This window comes from Gluconobacter albidus (assembly GCF_002005485.1).
GTDB lineage: Bacteria > Pseudomonadota > Alphaproteobacteria > Acetobacterales > Acetobacteraceae > Gluconobacter > Gluconobacter albidus.
Genome location: NZ_CP014689.1, coordinates 1,556,974 through 1,573,165, shown reverse-complemented (window position 1 = coordinate 1,573,165; position 16,192 = coordinate 1,556,974). Strand labels below are relative to the sequence as shown.

Sequence of the window (16,192 nt, the reverse complement as noted above, 5' to 3'; positions counted from 1 at the left end):
ATGAAAAATAAGCTCTCCGGACAGGAAAATTCTTCACTCGACCGTCACGGATTTCGCAAGATTACGCGGCTGATCCACATCTGTGCCTTTCAGAAGCGCGACCTCATAGGCCAGCATCTGAACAGGAATGGCGTAGAGGATCGGCACGACGAAAGCGTCCACATCGGGCATGATGACGATCTGTTCCGCCACGCCTTCCAGACGTTTGGCCCCTGCGGCATCCGTGAAAACAAGGATCCGCCCGCCACGCGCTTTTGCTTCCTGAAGATTGGACAGGGTCTTGTCGAACAGGATCGTAGAGGGAGCAATGGCGACGACCGGAACGGTCTGGTCAATCAGGCTGATCGGGCCATGCTTCAGTTCACCGGCGGCATAAGCTTCCGCGTGGATATAGCTGATTTCTTTTAATTTTAATGCACCTTCAAACGCAATCGGCGTACAGATCCCACGCCCCAGATACAGGACATCGCGTGCCTGCGCCACAACGGCGGCCATGGTTTGGATGTCTTTGGTCCGGGTGAAAACTTCTGCCGCCCGGGACGGCAGATCCAACAGACTGGCTGTCAGACGTTCTTCGCGGGCCTGATCCATGGTCCCACGAGCCCGGGCGAATTCGATCGCCAGCGCCGCCAGAACAGAGAGTTGCGCAGTGAAGGCCTTGGTGGAGGCAACGGAAATTTCCGGTCCTGCATCCATGCCCAGTACGAGATCGCTCTCCCGCCCGATTGTGGAGTGTTCGACATTCAGGACCGAGACGATGCTCTGACCGGCCTTTTTGAGGCTGCGCAGAACACCCAGCGTATCCGCAGTCTCGCCGGACTGTGAAATCAGCAGCGCCATACCTTTGTCCGGCTGGGGCGGCTCGCGATAGCGCATTTCGGATGCGACGTCGATTTCAACCGGAATACGCGCAAGGGATTCCAGCCAGTACCGGCCGACCATACCGGCATAGTAGGCGGAACCGCAGGCCGTGATGGTGACACGCGGAACCTGTGCCAGATCGAAAGGCATTGGCGGCAGCGTAATACGCTTTGACGCTGGATCGGTGATCCGCTTCAGCGTCTGCCCAATGGCGACCGGATGTTCATGGAGTTCCTTCTCCATGTAGTGCCGGTAGCCATCCTTGCCGACCTGCCCTGCCATGAAGGTAAGATCCTGAACCGGACGGCTGACTTCAGCACCGGTCATGTCGAAAATTCTGACATTGTCGGTCGTGAGTTCGCACCAGTCCCCGTCTTCGAGATAGGTCATTTTCCGGGCCATGGGCGCCAGTGCAATGCTGTCTGAGCCCAAGAACATCTCGCCATTGCCGTAACCGACAGCAAGCGGCGCGCCATGACGAGCGCCAATCAGCAGACCTTCATGATCCTTGAAGATCATGGCGATTGCATAGGCCCCTTCCAGCCGCTTGATGGCCGCAAACGCCGCCTCCCGCGGTTCCAGCCCCTGTCCCAGATAGTCATCGACCAGATGGGCGACGGTTTCTGAATCCGTTTCGGTCCGAAACACGCAGCCTTTCGCTTCCAGCTCTTCCTTGAGGGCCGAGAAGTTTTCGATAATCCCATTATGGACGATTGCGACACGCCCGGCTTCGTGGGGGTGAGCATTGTTTTCAGTGGGAGCACCATGCGTCGCCCAACGGGTGTGCCCGATGGCCGTGGTGCCGTGTAGCGGATGCTCTTTGAGAACGCGCTCCAGATTGTCGAGCTTTCCGGCAGCTCGGCGGCGTTCGATATCGCCGGACGCCGTCAGGGTTGCGATCCCGGCAGAATCATATCCCCGATACTCCAGGCGTCGCAGCGCCTCGAATGCGATCGGGCTGGCAGGCTTGTGTCCGACAATACCGCAGATACCGCACATCAGCCCTGTTCCTTCCGAGCTTTGAGAGACTGTTTGATCTGAAGGCCGCGTCCGGATTTCAGTGTTTGGCGCGTCCGGCCCAGAGCCAGGTCACCGGCAGGCACATCATCCGTAATCACACTGCCCGCGGCCACGAGCGCATCGTCTCCGATGGTCACAGGTGCCACGAGAATGGCGTCTGACCCGACGAAAACCCGCTCCCCGATGACAGTCCGGTGTTTGAAAACGCCATCATAATTGCAGGTGATTGTCCCTGCCCCGACATTGGTGCCGCGTCCGACCGAAGTGTCGCCCAGATAGGTCAGATGGTTGGCCTTTGCGCCCTCGCCCAACTCCACGTTCTTGAGCTCGACGAAATTGCCAACATGCGTGTGTGCAGCACAGACCGTTCCGGGACGGAGCCTGGCATAGGGGCCGATCATCGCGCCTTCACCCACCGTGCACCCTTCAAGATGCGAAAAAGCGCGGATCAGTGCGCCTGAATGGACTGTCACACCCGGCCCGAAAAAGACGTTCGGTTCGACCGTTACATCCGCTTCAAGGACAGTGTCTGTGCTGAAAAAGACGGTGTCCGGTGCAACGAGCGTCACTCCGGCATCCATCGCCGCGTTTCGCAGGCGCGTCTGGAGGGTCGCTTCAGCACGCGCGAGTTCAGAGCGGGAATTGACGCCAGCCAGTTCGTCTTCAGGTGCTTCCACGCAAACAACCGAACCGGCTTTAGCTGCCATTTCAACGACGTCCGTCAAGTAATATTCGCCCTGGGCGTTTTCGTTGCGAACTTCTTCCAGCCAGTTGCGGAAGTCCTCTGCTCCGGCGCACATGACGCCGGCATTGCACAGCGTGATGCCGCGTTCGTCTTCGCTTGCGTCCTTGAACTCGACGATTTTCACAACCTTGCCGTGATCTTCGATAATCCTGCCATAACGTCCCGGTACAGCCGGACGCATTCCCAGCAACGCCAGACTGGCACCTTGTCTGCGGGCCGCGAGCAGGCTTTCCATGGTCTCTGCGGTAATCAGCGGATTATCGGCATAAAGAACAGCGATATCCCCATCCCCGAACAGATCCCGCGCTGCATTGGCCGCATGGGCCGTGCCGAGCCGTTGGGTCTGCGTGACTGTTCTGAACGGACTGACAGCCTGTTCGAGTTCCGGCATATCCGGTCCCGTGACGACGACCACATTGTCGAAGACCTGCCGGGCGGTTGTGATGAGGTGGTTGATCATGGGCTGGTTGCCCAGACGATGAAGTGCCTTTGGCAGGCTGGATTTCATGCGTGTGCCGAGGCCCGCAGCAAGAATGATGGCGGTGGTGCGATGGGTTGTGTCGGTCATGTCCTGCCCGGGGTATCCAAACCGCGGGTTCGCGTCAAATGAAGCCCGCAGACTGTGTCATCACTTCGAATTGCCGATTATTGCAATTCGTTCGAGTGCTCGCTCACGGAGCCACGGCATGCTGCATGACGACCATGACGTGACCGAGTTTGGGATGATTGAACTCGATCCGCACTGGAACAATTCCCAGACCGTCGATCTTTCTGAACCAGACAGCACCTGGCTGGGGAGCAGCCAGTTTTTCCCTGTTCGGAGAGTCCTTGATGAACCCTGCAACCTGGCGACCAACGAAATCGCACCGCATGGCCTGCCCGGAATAGGCTTCGTCCTGACCCTGCGGGATATCGACCATGACGGGGCCGTGCACCACCATCTGTGTCAGTCGGAGGCCATCGAAAATGACCTGCGAGCCATCGCATTTTCCCGTTGTCGCGAGGGAATGTAGCAGATGCGCCATGCCGCTCAAGGTATCGACCGTGTGAGGCAGCAAATCTGCAGGAATAGGTTCGCGATCGGTTTCCGGTGGCTGGAGGTCCACCACCTTCGGAGTATCGTTCGAGAACTCCAGCCGGACATGCCTGTTTTTGCCGCGCGAAATGCCACCGCTGTCAAACAGCACCGGTTGCACATTGCCGTCCGGAATGAATTGCCCCTGCACATGCGACGTCACATCCATCGTTACGAACCAGCTGATCAGGCCTGCCGGCTTGATCTGGGTGCTGCCGCCATAGCCCCAAGGCTGGAGCTGATAGGACGTCTTGGCGTTCAGAACGTGAAAGCCCTTGATATAGACAGCATAAGTCGCGTTGACCTGCGGCTCAGCTCGGGCGGCTGAACCACAAGCCAGTCCCGCCATCAGGGCAAGGCTGACTGCGACTGCAAAAGCCTTAAACGTCAAGATTGGCAACTTTCAGGGCATTACCGACGATAAAGTCCCTGCGCGGCTCCACGACATCCCCCATCAGCGTCGAGAAAACCTGACCGGCATCTTCGACATCCCCGATCCTGACCTGCAACAGGGTCCGCGTCGAAGGATCGAGCGTTGTGTGCCACAGCTGCTCGTCATTCATCTCGCCCAGTCCCTTGAACCGGTTGATGGTCAGTCCGCGACGTCCCTGAAGCAAAATACGCTCCATGACAGCTGCGGGACCGAACAGGTCGTAGGACGTGGGATCAAGTGTCAGGGTGACGGGTTTTGCAAAATCACGGGCCAGACGCTCCCATTCCGAAACCAGCCAGCGGGATTCCACCGAGCGCAGGAGCGAAGGCTCGATGCGGTACACTTCGCCCACGCCGCGGACGGAACGCGCGCATTCTAGGCCGGTTTCTGAAATGGAGACTTTCCAGCCGCGTTCGTTGGGCAGTGAGGCACCATCAAGCCGCTGCTGGAATTCCGCCATGCGCGAGGTCGCCACAGCGATATTGCTGTCCAAAACGCCGGAAATGGCTGCCTGCTCCATGACCCAGACCGGCACCTTGGAGGCAATGCTCTGAAGGCGACGGGCCGCAGCCGACATGAATGTGATTTCTTCGGCCAGCGCCTCGCCCGTAAGTTCCCGACCGTCAGCAAAACGCAAGGTTGCATTCGTCAGCGCCTTGTCCAGCAGATACTGTTCAAGAGCGGCGTCATCCTTGAGGTAACGCTCTTCCTGACCACGCTTGGCGCGATAGAGCGGAGGCTGGGCGATGTAGAGATAGCCCTGCTCGATCAGCTCCGGCATTTGGCGGAAGAAGAACGTCAGCAGCAGCGTGCGGATGTGCGAGCCGTCCACGTCGGCATCTGTCATGATGACGATCTTATGGTAGCGCAGCTTTTCGGCCGAGAAACCACCCTGATCAACTTCACCGCGGCCAATGCCGGTGCCAAGAGCCGTAATCAGCGTACCGATTTCCGCAGAGCCCAGCATCCGGTCAAAGCGCGCGCGTTCTACGTTCAGGATCTTGCCACGCAGCGGCAGGATGGCCTGGAAGCGACGGTCCCGGCCCTGCTTGGCCGTGCCGCCTGCAGAGTCACCCTCGACGATGAAGATTTCAGCCTTGGACGCATCGCGCTCCTGACAGTCCGCGAGCTTTCCCGGAAGCGACGAAACATCCAGCACGCCCTTGCGGCGCGTCAGTTCACGCGCACGACGGGCGGCCTCACGGGCGCTGGCGGCGTCGATGATTTTGGCGACGATCGCCTTGGCTTCCTTGGGATGGGTCTCGAACCAGTGAGAGATCGCATCCGAGGCAGCTGCGTGCACAACGGGCTGGACTTCGGACGAGACCAGCTTGTCCTTCGTCTGGGACGAGAACTTCGGATCCGGTACCTTGACGGACAGCACGGCTGTCATGCCTTCACGCATGTCTTCGCCCGTCAGCGAGCCCGCCTCACGCTTGGCCACCCCTTCGGCATATTTGCCCACAACACGGGTCAGAGCCTGACGGAAGCCCGCCAGATGCGTACCGCCATCGCGCTGTGGGATGTTGTTCGTGAAGCACAGCATCGTCTCGTGATAGCTGTCGTTCCAGGTTAGTGCGAACTCGACGCGAATGCCGCTTTCCGGATTGTCGATCTCGCCCACGATCGGTGGCGTGACGATGGAAGTTTTTGAAGAATCAAGCCATTCCGCGAAAGCGCTCAGGCCGCCTTCATAATGAAAACGCAGTTCCTTTGGCTCTGCATGACGCTCATCGCGCAGGATGATCAGCATGCCGGAGTTCAGGAACGCCAGTTCGCGGACGCGGCGTTCAAGAATGGAGAGCTCAAAATCGACCTTCGTAAAGGTCTGCTTGCTGGGTTTGAACGTGACCAGAGTGCCACGGTCTTCCGTGGACGGACCGATGACGTGCAGGGCTTCATCGCGTTCGCCATGCTGGAAGCGGATCTTGTGCTCCAGACCATTGCGCCAGATGAGCACCTCCATCCATTCGGACAGGGCATTCACCACGGCCGCACCCACGCCATGCAAACCGCCGGAAACCTTGTAGGAATTCTGATTGAACTTGCCGCCCGCATGGAGTTTGGTCAGCACGACCTCAGCCGCGCTGATGCCCTCTTCAGGATGCAAATCGGTAGGAATACCACGGCCATTGTCGCGGACCGAGACGGAACCATCGCCGTTCAGGGTCAGGATGCAGTATGTCGCGTGCCCGGCCTGGGCTTCATCGACGGCATTGTCAATGATCTCGAAAACCATGTGGTGCAGGCCCGAGCCATCGTCCGTGTCGCCGATATACATGCCCGGACGTTTGCGGACGGCATCCAGCCCCTTGAGTACCGAAATGGACGACGCGCCGTAATCTTCACCGTCTGCGCCTGGGGTCTCGGGCTGGTTCTGGGTCTCTGACATGCGCGTGACGGTCTCCGTGGTACTCTGAAAAACTGTTGGGTCAGTATAGCCTGCGCCGGACGGTTAGACCAGCGGTGGGCATGCGTCAGGCCGGAGATATGCTTCCGTTTCTGACCGAAAAAAACTGGGCCCGGCCTTCTAGTGCTGCAAAAGGCGCGTGGTCCGTGCCGGTGATCAGAACGGGCGCGCGCAGTTTCTCAAGACTGTCGAGAAGGGCATGGCGGCGGGTTTCGTCCAGATGGACCAGAGGTTCATCCAGAAGGATGGCCGGAGCATGGCCCCGTTCCTGCGTCATCAGCCGCGCATGGGACAGAACTGTGCCGGTCAGCATGACTTTCTGCTGACCGCTGCTGGAGAGTTCTGCAGGACGTCCCGTGGCGGTGTCCGAAAGGGTGAAATCGGCCCTGTGCGCCCCGATGGACGTGGTGGCGCGTTGCCGGTCTTCGGTGCGGGACTGCTGAAGACTGCCTCTGATCCAGTCCTCGACGTCCAGTGCGGGCTGACAGGCCAAACGGGTGGAAATGGCGCAGTCCAGATGGAGGGTGCTGGAAGAAAATCCAGCATTTTCAAACGGATGAACGTTCATGCTCTCAACGAGTGCGAGGCGCGCAGCAGACGCCGCAACTGCATGACGGGCGATGGAATCTTCAATGGATGTAAGCCACGCCGTCTCGGTCGGGCGGTCGGCCAGAACCCTGTTGCGGCTGACAACCGAGCGGTCATGGGCGGCAATCTGGCGACCATGATCGGGAGAAAGGGCCATGACCAGCCGATCCAGAAAGCGCCGCCGACCGCTGGCCCCTTCCTGAAACAGCCGATCCATCTGCGGGGTCAGCCAGACGCAGGAAAATCTCTGGCCGATCGCGGCCTGAGAGCGGATATTTTCCCCATCGAGGCGGAATGTCCGACGCTGTTTTTCGTTTAACTCACTTCCTGTTCCGATCCGGAATTCATCCAGACCGGACTGGAGCGTCGCCGCAACGCCCCAGCGCTCGGCGCCAGTGCGACACAGTGCGGGAAGTGGCGCGCCTCTTAATCCACGCCCTGGAGCCAGCAGCGAAACGGCTTCCAGCAGATTGGTCTTTCCGGACCCGTTTTCTCCCGTCAGGACCAGAATGGAAGCATCCGGGGTCCAGACGGCATGGGTGTAATTCCGGAAATCCGTCAGCGCGAGCCGGGTCAGTTTCAATCGCGGCTCGTGTTCAGACCCGCATGGGCATCAGGACATACAGCGCCGAAGGCGATGCCGTGTCACGAACGATGGTGGGCGCAGAGCTGTCGGAAAATGCGAATTCCACTTCCACGTCGATCTGATCGGTGATGTCCGTCAGGTAACGCGCCTGAAAGCCGATCTCGATCGGAGCGGCATCGTAGGAGACGGCGTTTTCGTCCAGTTCCTCATGAGCCACGCCCTGATCGGGGCTGGTGGCGGAGAGATTCAGCATATTCTGCGTGACAGACAGCTTGACCGGGCGCGAGCGTTCCTGGCTGATGGCCGCAACGCGGCCGACAGCTGCTGCGAAATCACGCTTGCCGACGCGCAGGATGCGGTCATTGCCCTTGGGAATGACGCGCTCATATTCTGGAAAGGTTCCGTCAATCAGCTTGGAGGTCAGAAGGACGGGGCCAGCCTGGAACTGGATCCGCGTGTCAGACAGGGAGACTTCCAGATCAGCCGCCCCTTCGTCCAGAAGCTTGCGGAGTTCGTTGACGGTCTTGCGGGGAATGATGACGCCGGGCATGCCGCGAGCACCTTCGGGCAGGTCCGTTTCAACGCGTGCCAGACGGTGACCGTCCGTGGCGACGGCTCGCAGCATCGGAGTGGCCCCGTTTTCTGCAACATGCAGATAGATGCCGTTCAGGTAGTAGCGCGTTTCTTCGTTTGAAATGGCGAATTTGGTGCGGTCGATCAGACCGCGAAGCGTTGCTGCGGGCAGCGAGAAACGGTGCGGCAGATCTCCGGCGACCATGGCCGGGAAATCATCGACCGGCAGAACGTTCAGGCTGGTGGCATAACGGCCTGCACGCAGGGCCAGCGGTGCTTCGCTGTCCTGATGATCGAACTCAAGTGCGACACCATCCGGCAGTTTGCGGACAATTTCGAAAAGTACCGCGGCAGGCACGGTGGTGGAGCCGGAGCGCTCGCCCGTGGCGGGAACGTCTTCCACGACGGCAATTTCCATATCCGTGGCTGTGAGGCGCAGAACATCGTTCTCAAAGCTCATCAGAACGTTGGCCAGAATGGGAATGGTATTCCGCTTTTCCGCAACGCCATGAATATGCGCCAGAGCCCGTTGCAGCAGGGTACGGTCAACCTTGAATTTCATTCCGGGCCTCAGGAAGATCTTGAATTAATTGAGAGAACCTAGCAGACTCCCGCCCCTCGGGAAAGAGAGGGATCGGGGGCTGGCAGAGGTCAGCCTTCGAGCATCCGGCGCAGCAGTTCCACGTCCTCGGCAAAGGACGCATCCTGATCCATCAGCTCGGTCACGCGGTTGACGGCGTGCATGACCGTCGTGTGATCGCGGTTGCCGAACTTGCGTCCGATTTCCGGAAGCGAACGGCTCGTCAGCTGCTTGGCGAGATACATGGCCACCTGACGTGGGCGTGCAACGGCACGGGCGCGGCGTGCAGAGGACATGTCCGTCAGGCGGATGTTCCAGTGCTCGGAAACCTTGCGTTGGATTTCCTCGATCGTAACGCGGCGATCATGTGCCTTCAGCATGTCCTTGAGAACATCCTGTGTCGTATCGAGCGTGACCGGACGTCCGACCAGATCCGCATGGGCGATCAGGCGGTTCAGCGCGCCTTCAAGTTCACGGACATTGGTCGTGATCTTGTGCGCGAGATATTCCAGAACCTTGGACGGAACATGCGTCCCCGAGGCCTTGGCCTTGGCTTCCAGAATGGAAATACGCAGCTCGAAGGTCGTAGCGTGGATATCCGCGACCATCCCGCAGCCCAGGCGGGTCCGCAGGCGGTCTTCAAGACCCGAAAGGTCGGACGGGCTCTTGTCGGCACTGACGATGATCTGACGGCCGGCATCCACGAGAGCATTGAACGTGTGGAAGAATTCTTCCTGCGTGTTGTCCTTGCCGATCAGGAACTGAAGATCGTCAATCATCAGCACGTCAACGGAACGGAGCTGTTCCTTGAACTCCATTGTGGACTGCGAGCGGATGGCCGCGATGAAGCGGTACATGAATTTTTCCGCAGACATATAGGCCACGGAGACTTTGCCTGTCCGGGTCAGCTCCGTTCCGATGGCATGCATCAGATGCGTTTTACCCAGTCCGACACCGCCATACAGGAAAAGCGGGTTGAAGCCGGGGCTTGAAGGCTTCTCGGCCACGCGGCGTGCGCAGGCATAGGCAAACTCGTTCGGCTTGCCGACGATGAAGGTGTCGAACGTGAAGCGCGGATCAAGCGGTACGGCCAGATCGCTGCGGCTCTCGGACACAACGCTTTGCGGCGTACTGTCGCTGGAGGGGCCGGTTGCGTCCTCTGTATCTTCAGCATCGTCCGCGGGGACCTCGGGCAGCCCCCGCTTGACCTGGAGCTCCACGCCCTTGATGTCTTCGCGTTCAGTACGCCAGAGCGTCTGAAGGCGCTCCTCATACTGGCTGCGAACCCAGTCGCGCAGGAATCGCGTGGGCAGATAGAGTGTCAGTTCATCTTCGTCGAGTGGCCCCAGAACGATCTGCCGGAGCCATGTCCGGTATTCGACCTCGCCAACCTCACTCTTCAGTTTCTCACGAACGCGGACCCAGGCGGTCTCAAGCGATGTCGTCGAACCGGGGGCGGAGGCGCTGGCGTCCAGATACTGAGCGTTTTCCACCATTGTACCCCCTTTCATGTCCAGTCCCGCAGCAGGCGGGCATCAGTTGTGGTTCCCTGCGCGCAGGGCGGTTGTGCTCTCGACAGAAAATCTGCAGCAGAAACGCAGGAGAATTTCCGGAGAGCCGGGCATCCGATACTTTTTTGTCGAACGCTCAGGATAGGCGCCCGCTCTGCCCGAAGCAAGCTGGAACACGAAGGGTTCAGCGGGATGTCATGAGGGTGTTCCCCATAAGCAACCCAAAGTCAGACGCTTGGGGAAAGTTCTGGGATGCGGTCAAAAAAGAACGCGCTCCCGGATGGGAGCGCGTTCTTCAGTTCCAACCCGAAGGTGAAGCTCAGGCGGTTGCCAGAGCCTTCACGCGGGCGGACAGACGGGACAGCTTGCGGCTGATCGTGTTCTTTGCGATCACACCCTTGCCTGCTGCGCGCTGCATTTCCGGCTGTGCAACCTTGAAGGCTTCCGCAGCAGCGGATTTGTCGCCGGACTGGATGGCGAGTTCGACCTTCTTGATGAACGTACGCATGCGGGACATGCGGGCAACGTTGCGCTCACGGCGACGTTCATTCTGACGGATGCGCTTGCGGGCAGAAGCTGTGTTTGCCATGGATCTTTCGGTTCACTTTGCGTTTTGGTCGCGTAAATGGTTGGCGCCCTCTACTCCCCCCGGACGGGTCCCGTCAAGCGTTTTGCACATTTTACACAGGATGGGGGCATCTTTCCGTGCCTGGTTATTTCTGACAGGTCGGGCAGAAGAACGTCGAACGGCCCGCCTGTGTGATGCGCCGGATCGGGCTGGCTTCTCCACAATTGGGGCATGGATCCCCTTCCCGCCCATAGACGAGGTGCAGGTCCTGAAACCCGCCTTTGGTGCCGTCAGTCTGCACGTAGTCGCGCAGGGACGACCCTCCGGAGGCGATGGCCTGTTCCAGAATTTGCGGGATGGCCTCTGAAAGCGCTGCGGTCTCCGGAGCGGTCAGGGTACAGGCTTGCCGTTCAGGATGGATACCGCAGCGGAACAGCGCCTCACACACATAGATGTTGCCAAGCCCGGCAATCAGTTTCTGGTCCAGCAGGGCGGATTTCACTGGTGTACGCCTGTTCCGGAACAGTGCCGTCAGTGCCTGTCCCGTCATCGTGGGAGAAAGAGGCTCCATGCCCAGATGCGCGAGAAGGCGGTGATCGTCCTCGCCAGATGTCCGCACAAGATCGACCATTCCGAAGCGCCGGGGATCGACAAGCCCTGCCCGCGCACCGCTGTCCGTCTCCAGAACCAGATGTTCGTGGGCTGGCGGAGTCGCATTCGTCCCTGCCCTGCCGATCGTGAGCCGGCCCGACATGCCCAGGTGCAGCAGCATGCTCCACCCGCCCTCAAGACGCATGAGAATATACTTCGCGCGCCTGCGGAACGAGAGAATGCGCCGGCCTTCCAGCTTCTCCCGCAGATCTGCGGGAAACGGCCATCGAAGGTCCGGGCGGTTGACAGAAATATGGCTGATTCGATGCCCTTCAAAGGCATCACGAAACCCGCGCATGACGGTTTCGACTTCTGGAAGCTCTGGCATGGCTGGCCTCAACGATATATCGGTTGCCTCATGACCGATAGCGCAGAACACAACGCCTCGCCCTTCCAGTCCTCCGCCCAGGCCGAGGACACCATTGATTTCGGCTACCGCAATGTCCCGCGTGGCCAGAAAAAGACGATGGTCCGGGAGGTGTTTGAGAGCGTCGCCGGGAAATACGACATCATGAATGACGTGATGTCGCTGGGAATCCACCGCGTCTGGAAGCGCATTTTCGTTGGGATGCTCAATCCGCGCCCCAATATGAAGCTGCTGGATCTGGCAGGCGGTACGGGCGACATCACATTTGGCTGGCTGCGTGCCGGGGGTGGTCCGGCCATCCTGTCCGACATCAATGCCGCCATGCTGTCCGTGGGCCGTGACCGCGCCATCAAGGCCGGGTTGATCGGCAAGATCGAGGTCTGTGTCGTAGACGCGGAAGCCATCCCCCTCCCCGACTGCTCCGTTGATCGCGTGACGATTGCCTTTGGGCTGCGCAACTGCACGGACAAGTCGGCTGTCCTGCGCGAGGCGCGTCGCGTTCTCAAACCGGGCGGACGCTTTTTCTGCCTCGAATTCTCGCAAGTCGAGATCGCGGCTCTCGCACCGATTTATGATCTGTGGTCCTTCCAGGTTCTGCCCAAGATGGGACAGATCATCGCCAAGGATTCCGAGAGCTACCAGTATCTCGCCGAGAGCATCCGCATGTTCCCCGATCAGGAAACGCTGGCCCAGATGATGCGCGATGCCGGTTTGGAGCAGGTCCAGTACCGCAATCTGTCCGGTGGTATTGCCGCCATCCATTCCGGCTGGCGCCTGTAAAACCATGCGCCGCGTCCTGCTGATCGTCTCGGGAGGGATTGCGGCGTTCCGGGCGCTCGAACTCGTGCGCCTGCTGCGGGCGGATGGCATTGCCGTCACGCCAGTCATGACTGAAGCTGCCAAAGCCTTCGTCACGCCGCTCAGTCTCGAGACGCTGGCAGGCGAGCGCGTGCATAACGCGCTGTTCGAACCCACGCAGGAGAGCGAGATCGGCCATATTGCTCTGGCCCGGAGCGCGGATCTGGTCGTTGTCTGCCCCGCCACAGCCAACATCCTGGCCCGCATGGCCCATGGGCTCGCGGATGATCTGCCGACTACATTGCTTCTCGCCACTACCTCTCCCATTCTGCTGGCCCCGGCCATGAATGTGCGGATGTGGGAGCATCCTGCCACACAGGCCAATCTGAAACTGCTTGAGGCGCGGGGTGTCTCCGTCATTGGTCCCGATGTGGGCAGCATGGCCTGTGGTGAAGTCGGCGCCGGACGTCTGAGCGAACCTCCGGTAATGCGCGATGCGATTCTGCGTCTTCTGACTCCCGATCGTTCCCTTTTCGGGCGCCACATTCTGGTAACGGCGGGCCCGACGGTTGAGCCGCTCGATCCCGTGCGTTTCCTGTCGAACCATTCTTCAGGCCGACAGGGCTATGCCATCGCGGCGGCTCTGGCGAAGCGGGGCGCGAGCGTCACGCTGGTCAGCGGTCCGGTTTCGATCCCTGTCCCCGAGGGTGTACGCCGCATCCCAGTCCAGACAGCGCGCGACATGCTGACCGCCTGTGAAGCCGCTTTGCCAGCCGATGCCGCAATCTGCACAGCGGCCGTCAGCGACTGGCGCGCAAAAGACCTCGCCCCCGGCAAGATCAAGAAAACCGGCGACGTGCCGCCCACGCTCGAGTTGGTGGAAAACCCGGACATTCTGGCAACCCTCTGCCATGCGCCTCAACGTCCGCGCCTCGTCGTGGGCTTTGCGGCCGAGACGGACGATGTGCTGCAAAACGCGCAGGCCAAACGTCTGCGCAAGGGATGTGACTGGCTGGTGGCCAATGATGTCCGCCACGGCGTGTTCGGTGCCATGCGCAATACCGTCAGCCTGATTGACGACTACGGCCTTCAGAACTGGCCGGAAATGGACAAGACAGAAGTTGCGGAACAGCTCGTTCAGCGTATTGCAGCGTTCTTTGTCAATCCGCCTTCATAGGGCGCGCAATCCGGGGTAAGACAGAGGCCATGACGACAGACCTGATTGATGTGCGCATCACGCGCCTGCCTCATTCCGAGGGGCTTCCCCTCCCTGCCTACGCCACAGCCGGTGCCGCGGGTTTCGACTTCCTGGCCGCAGTGGATGCGCCCATGACGATCGCTCCGGGCGAGCGCGTTCTCGTTCCAACGGGCCTGTGTATCGCTCTGCCCGCGGCTTATGAGCTTCAGGTCCGTCCGCGCTCAGGCCTGGCGCTCAAGCATGGCATCACCCTGCCCAATTCGCCCGGCACTATCGACGAGGACTATCGTGGCGAGCTTCGCATCATCGTCATGAACGCGGGGACCGAACCCTTTACGATTGAGCGTGGCACCCGGATCGCGCAGGGCATTCTGGCCCCGGTTTCGCGCCTGCGCTGGTCGGAAGTCGAAACGCTGGACGAGACGGTTCGTGGCCACAGCGGTTTTGGCAGCACCGGTCACTGATTCCTCAACGGCCTCAGAATTTTTCCGAGCATGCAGAAAACACTTGAGACTTCCAGAGGTCTCTTTTTAACCTCTGGTTTCCATAAGGAACGGGGACAGCACTCACCATGACGGGCAGCCCGATGGCCATGCCCTTGCGGATCATGCATCGCTGGCGCCAGCGCATGAGTGGCGTTGAACTCTCGATCCTGTTCTGTGTAACCGCAGTCGCGCTTCTTGTCGTCCGGCATGCTCCAGCCGTGCCTGTCGTGACGGGAGCGTTACCGGGTGTCTCTGTGGGACTCTGGGTCATCGCAGCCCTGACCCTGCTGCATGTTGCGCTGTCGCTCATGACCGTCGTGGCGGCGTCCCTGCTCGTGGCAGGAGCCGCATGCCAGTGGCCGCGTTTCAGGGCCTTCCTGATCCCGGCCCTCTCGGTCGCTCGCGCTGTCCCAGGCCTTGGCCTGATCGGGATCTGTGCGGCTGTTTTTCCTGCTTCTGTGACCATCGTTCTGGTTGCGGCCTCCAGCATGATCTGGCGGATCGTAACAGCAGTTCTGGATGCGGAAGATACGCTTTCGCCTGCGCTTGACGAAGTGGCGACCGGCCTGCGGATGACGGGATGGCAGCGTTTCTGGCGCTTGCAGATTCCCGTCGCAGTGCCGCTGACAACCTTCAGGGCCATGCAGGCCATGCCGGCGTTCTGGGTGCGCCTGCTGGCTGTGGAAGGTCTGATGATGCTGATGAGCCATCAGACGAACGAAGGATGTGGCGCAGCGGTCCTGCACGCCATGCTGGATCACCATCCGTTCAGGATCGTTGAAATATCGCTCGTCATTCTTCTGCTAATTCTTCTCGTCGATCAGGCTGTCATGCGCCCGGTTCTTGGCTGGGCGCAGCGCTATCGACCGGAAGGCCCGATTGAGGAGCGTCCGCGTCCCCAGTCATGGCTTCTGACGATCTGGCGACGGACAAAGCCGATGCTCTGGCTCAGCGGAATGGTGGGGGAAGCTCTCACCTGGATCGGAAACTGGCGCATCGGCCGCCCTCGGAGCATTCTTCCCGAACAGGACAGCGGCGCTTCCCCGGAACTCCCCAGAGCGCTCCTGCCCGGCATTTCGCTGCTTCTGCTCATTTATGCGGTCTACCATGCCGGTCTTCTGCGGCTTGTTCCGTCGGATCTGGCCCAGAGCATCCTGACCCTGTCGCATGTGTGTGAAACGCTGGTTCTGTGTCTTCTGGTCTGGGTGCCGCTGGGTCTGCTGATCAGCGAACGCAAACCCGCCTTACGGAATCTGTGCCGGAGTGCCGTGGCGGCCTGCGGTCTTTTCCCTGCCGTGCTTCTCTATCCTCTGTGCCGGGAACTGGGGCTCAACTCCGCGGTCGTGCTTCTGTTTCTGGGCGCGCACTGGCTGGTCGGGATCGTGGTGCTGGATGCGGCGAAAGCCATTCCCTCAGGCCTGCGGCAGGTCGCCATCGGCCTGAGGCTGCGGGGCTTCCTCTTGTGGCGCAGACTGCTCCTGCCTGCCATCGCCCCCGAACTCTGCGGCGGTTTGCTGACGGCCGTCGTTCCGGTCTGGAATGCCGTGATGGTGGCGGAGGCTTTCGTCCCATCCGACAGCGGGCTCGGCGCCACGCTGCTTTCCGAAGTGCTCGGCGGTGCCATGGGCGCGCAGATCCTTGCGCTGATGCTGCTGACGCTTTTGTCCATGCTGCTGGATCGTCTGGTCCTGCAACCCCTCGCCGTGAACGCGGCCCAGAAATATACCATCTGAACCTCAGGCT

At 60.2% G+C, this 16,192-nt stretch carries 13 protein-coding genes; 4 read left to right on the top strand and 9 right to left on the bottom strand.

Going from position 1 to position 16,192, the window contains the following annotated elements; translation table 11 throughout:
• Nucleotides 1-33: 33 nt before the first annotated feature.
• The 9 genes from glmS to mutM all read right to left on the bottom strand — a co-directional run bounded on the left by glmS (nt 34) and on the right by mutM (nt 11,929).
• Nucleotides 34-1,860 (bottom strand): glutamine--fructose-6-phosphate transaminase (isomerizing), encoded by a 1,827-nt coding sequence (glmS, locus tag A0U94_RS07095; RefSeq protein WP_077802940.1) that lies wholly within the window; start codon nt 1,858-1,860, stop codon nt 34-36.
• The gene (glmU, locus tag A0U94_RS07090) at nt 1,860-3,194 is read right to left on the bottom strand and encodes a bifunctional UDP-N-acetylglucosamine diphosphorylase/glucosamine-1-phosphate N-acetyltransferase GlmU (RefSeq protein ID WP_077802939.1); all 1,335 of its coding nucleotides are present in this window, start codon (nt 3,192-3,194) and stop codon (nt 1,860-1,862) included. Before glmU ends, glmS begins: the two co-directional genes overlap by 1 nt.
• A 103-nt stretch (nt 3,195-3,297) precedes the next feature.
• Nucleotides 3,298-4,092: a DUF3108 domain-containing protein gene (locus A0U94_RS07085; protein ID WP_077802938.1), complete on the bottom strand. Its 795-nt coding sequence runs from the start codon at nt 4,090-4,092 to the stop codon at nt 3,298-3,300.
• On the bottom strand, nt 4,082-6,526 hold the full coding sequence (gene gyrB / locus A0U94_RS07080; protein WP_077802937.1) for a DNA topoisomerase (ATP-hydrolyzing) subunit B: 2,445 nt from the start codon (nt 6,524-6,526) through the stop codon (nt 4,082-4,084). Before gyrB ends, A0U94_RS07085 begins: the two co-directional genes overlap by 11 nt.
• Before the next feature lie 85 nt (nt 6,527-6,611).
• On the bottom strand, nt 6,612-7,715 hold the full coding sequence (gene recF / locus A0U94_RS07075; RefSeq protein WP_077802936.1) for a DNA replication/repair protein RecF: 1,104 nt from the start codon (nt 7,713-7,715) through the stop codon (nt 6,612-6,614).
• Between the two features lie 13 nt (nt 7,716-7,728).
• Entirely contained in the window at nt 7,729-8,853 is a 1,125-nt protein-coding gene (gene dnaN / locus A0U94_RS07070; protein ID WP_062031361.1) for a DNA polymerase III subunit beta, read from the bottom strand.
• Nucleotides 8,854-8,942: 89 nt separating this feature from the next.
• Nucleotides 8,943-10,364, bottom strand: a complete 1,422-nt coding sequence (gene dnaA, locus A0U94_RS07065; RefSeq protein ID WP_086648487.1) for a chromosomal replication initiator protein DnaA — start codon at nt 10,362-10,364, stop codon at nt 8,943-8,945.
• A gap of 337 nt (nt 10,365-10,701) precedes the next feature.
• Nucleotides 10,702-10,971 (bottom strand): 30S ribosomal protein S20, encoded by a 270-nt coding sequence (gene rpsT, locus A0U94_RS07060; RefSeq protein ID WP_062031354.1) that lies wholly within the window; start codon nt 10,969-10,971, stop codon nt 10,702-10,704.
• A 124-nt stretch (nt 10,972-11,095) separates the two neighbouring features.
• On the bottom strand, nt 11,096-11,929 hold the full coding sequence (gene mutM, locus A0U94_RS07055) for a bifunctional DNA-formamidopyrimidine glycosylase/DNA-(apurinic or apyrimidinic site) lyase (protein WP_077802935.1): 834 nt from the start codon (nt 11,927-11,929) through the stop codon (nt 11,096-11,098).
• A gap of 30 nt (nt 11,930-11,959) precedes the next feature.
• Between mutM and A0U94_RS07050 the strand changes: the two genes are divergently transcribed.
• The 4 genes from A0U94_RS07050 (at nt 11,960) to A0U94_RS07035 (ending at nt 16,182) form a co-directional block, all read left to right on the top strand.
• Nucleotides 11,960-12,748 (top strand): class I SAM-dependent methyltransferase, encoded by a 789-nt coding sequence (locus tag A0U94_RS07050; RefSeq protein ID WP_062031345.1) that lies wholly within the window; start codon nt 11,960-11,962, stop codon nt 12,746-12,748.
• Nucleotides 12,749-12,752: 4 nt separating this feature from the next.
• The gene (gene coaBC, locus A0U94_RS07045) at nt 12,753-13,943 is read left to right on the top strand and encodes a bifunctional phosphopantothenoylcysteine decarboxylase/phosphopantothenate--cysteine ligase CoaBC (protein WP_077802934.1); all 1,191 of its coding nucleotides are present in this window, start codon (nt 12,753-12,755) and stop codon (nt 13,941-13,943) included.
• Nucleotides 13,944-13,972: 29 nt separating this feature from the next.
• Entirely contained in the window at nt 13,973-14,428 is a 456-nt protein-coding gene (gene dut / locus A0U94_RS07040; protein ID WP_077802933.1) for a dUTP diphosphatase, read from the top strand.
• A gap of 107 nt (nt 14,429-14,535) precedes the next feature.
• Nucleotides 14,536-16,182, top strand: coding sequence for an ABC transporter permease subunit (locus tag A0U94_RS07035; RefSeq protein ID WP_077802932.1), 1,647 nt, complete (start codon nt 14,536-14,538; stop codon nt 16,180-16,182).
• The last annotated feature ends 10 nt before the right edge of the window (nt 16,183-16,192 follow it).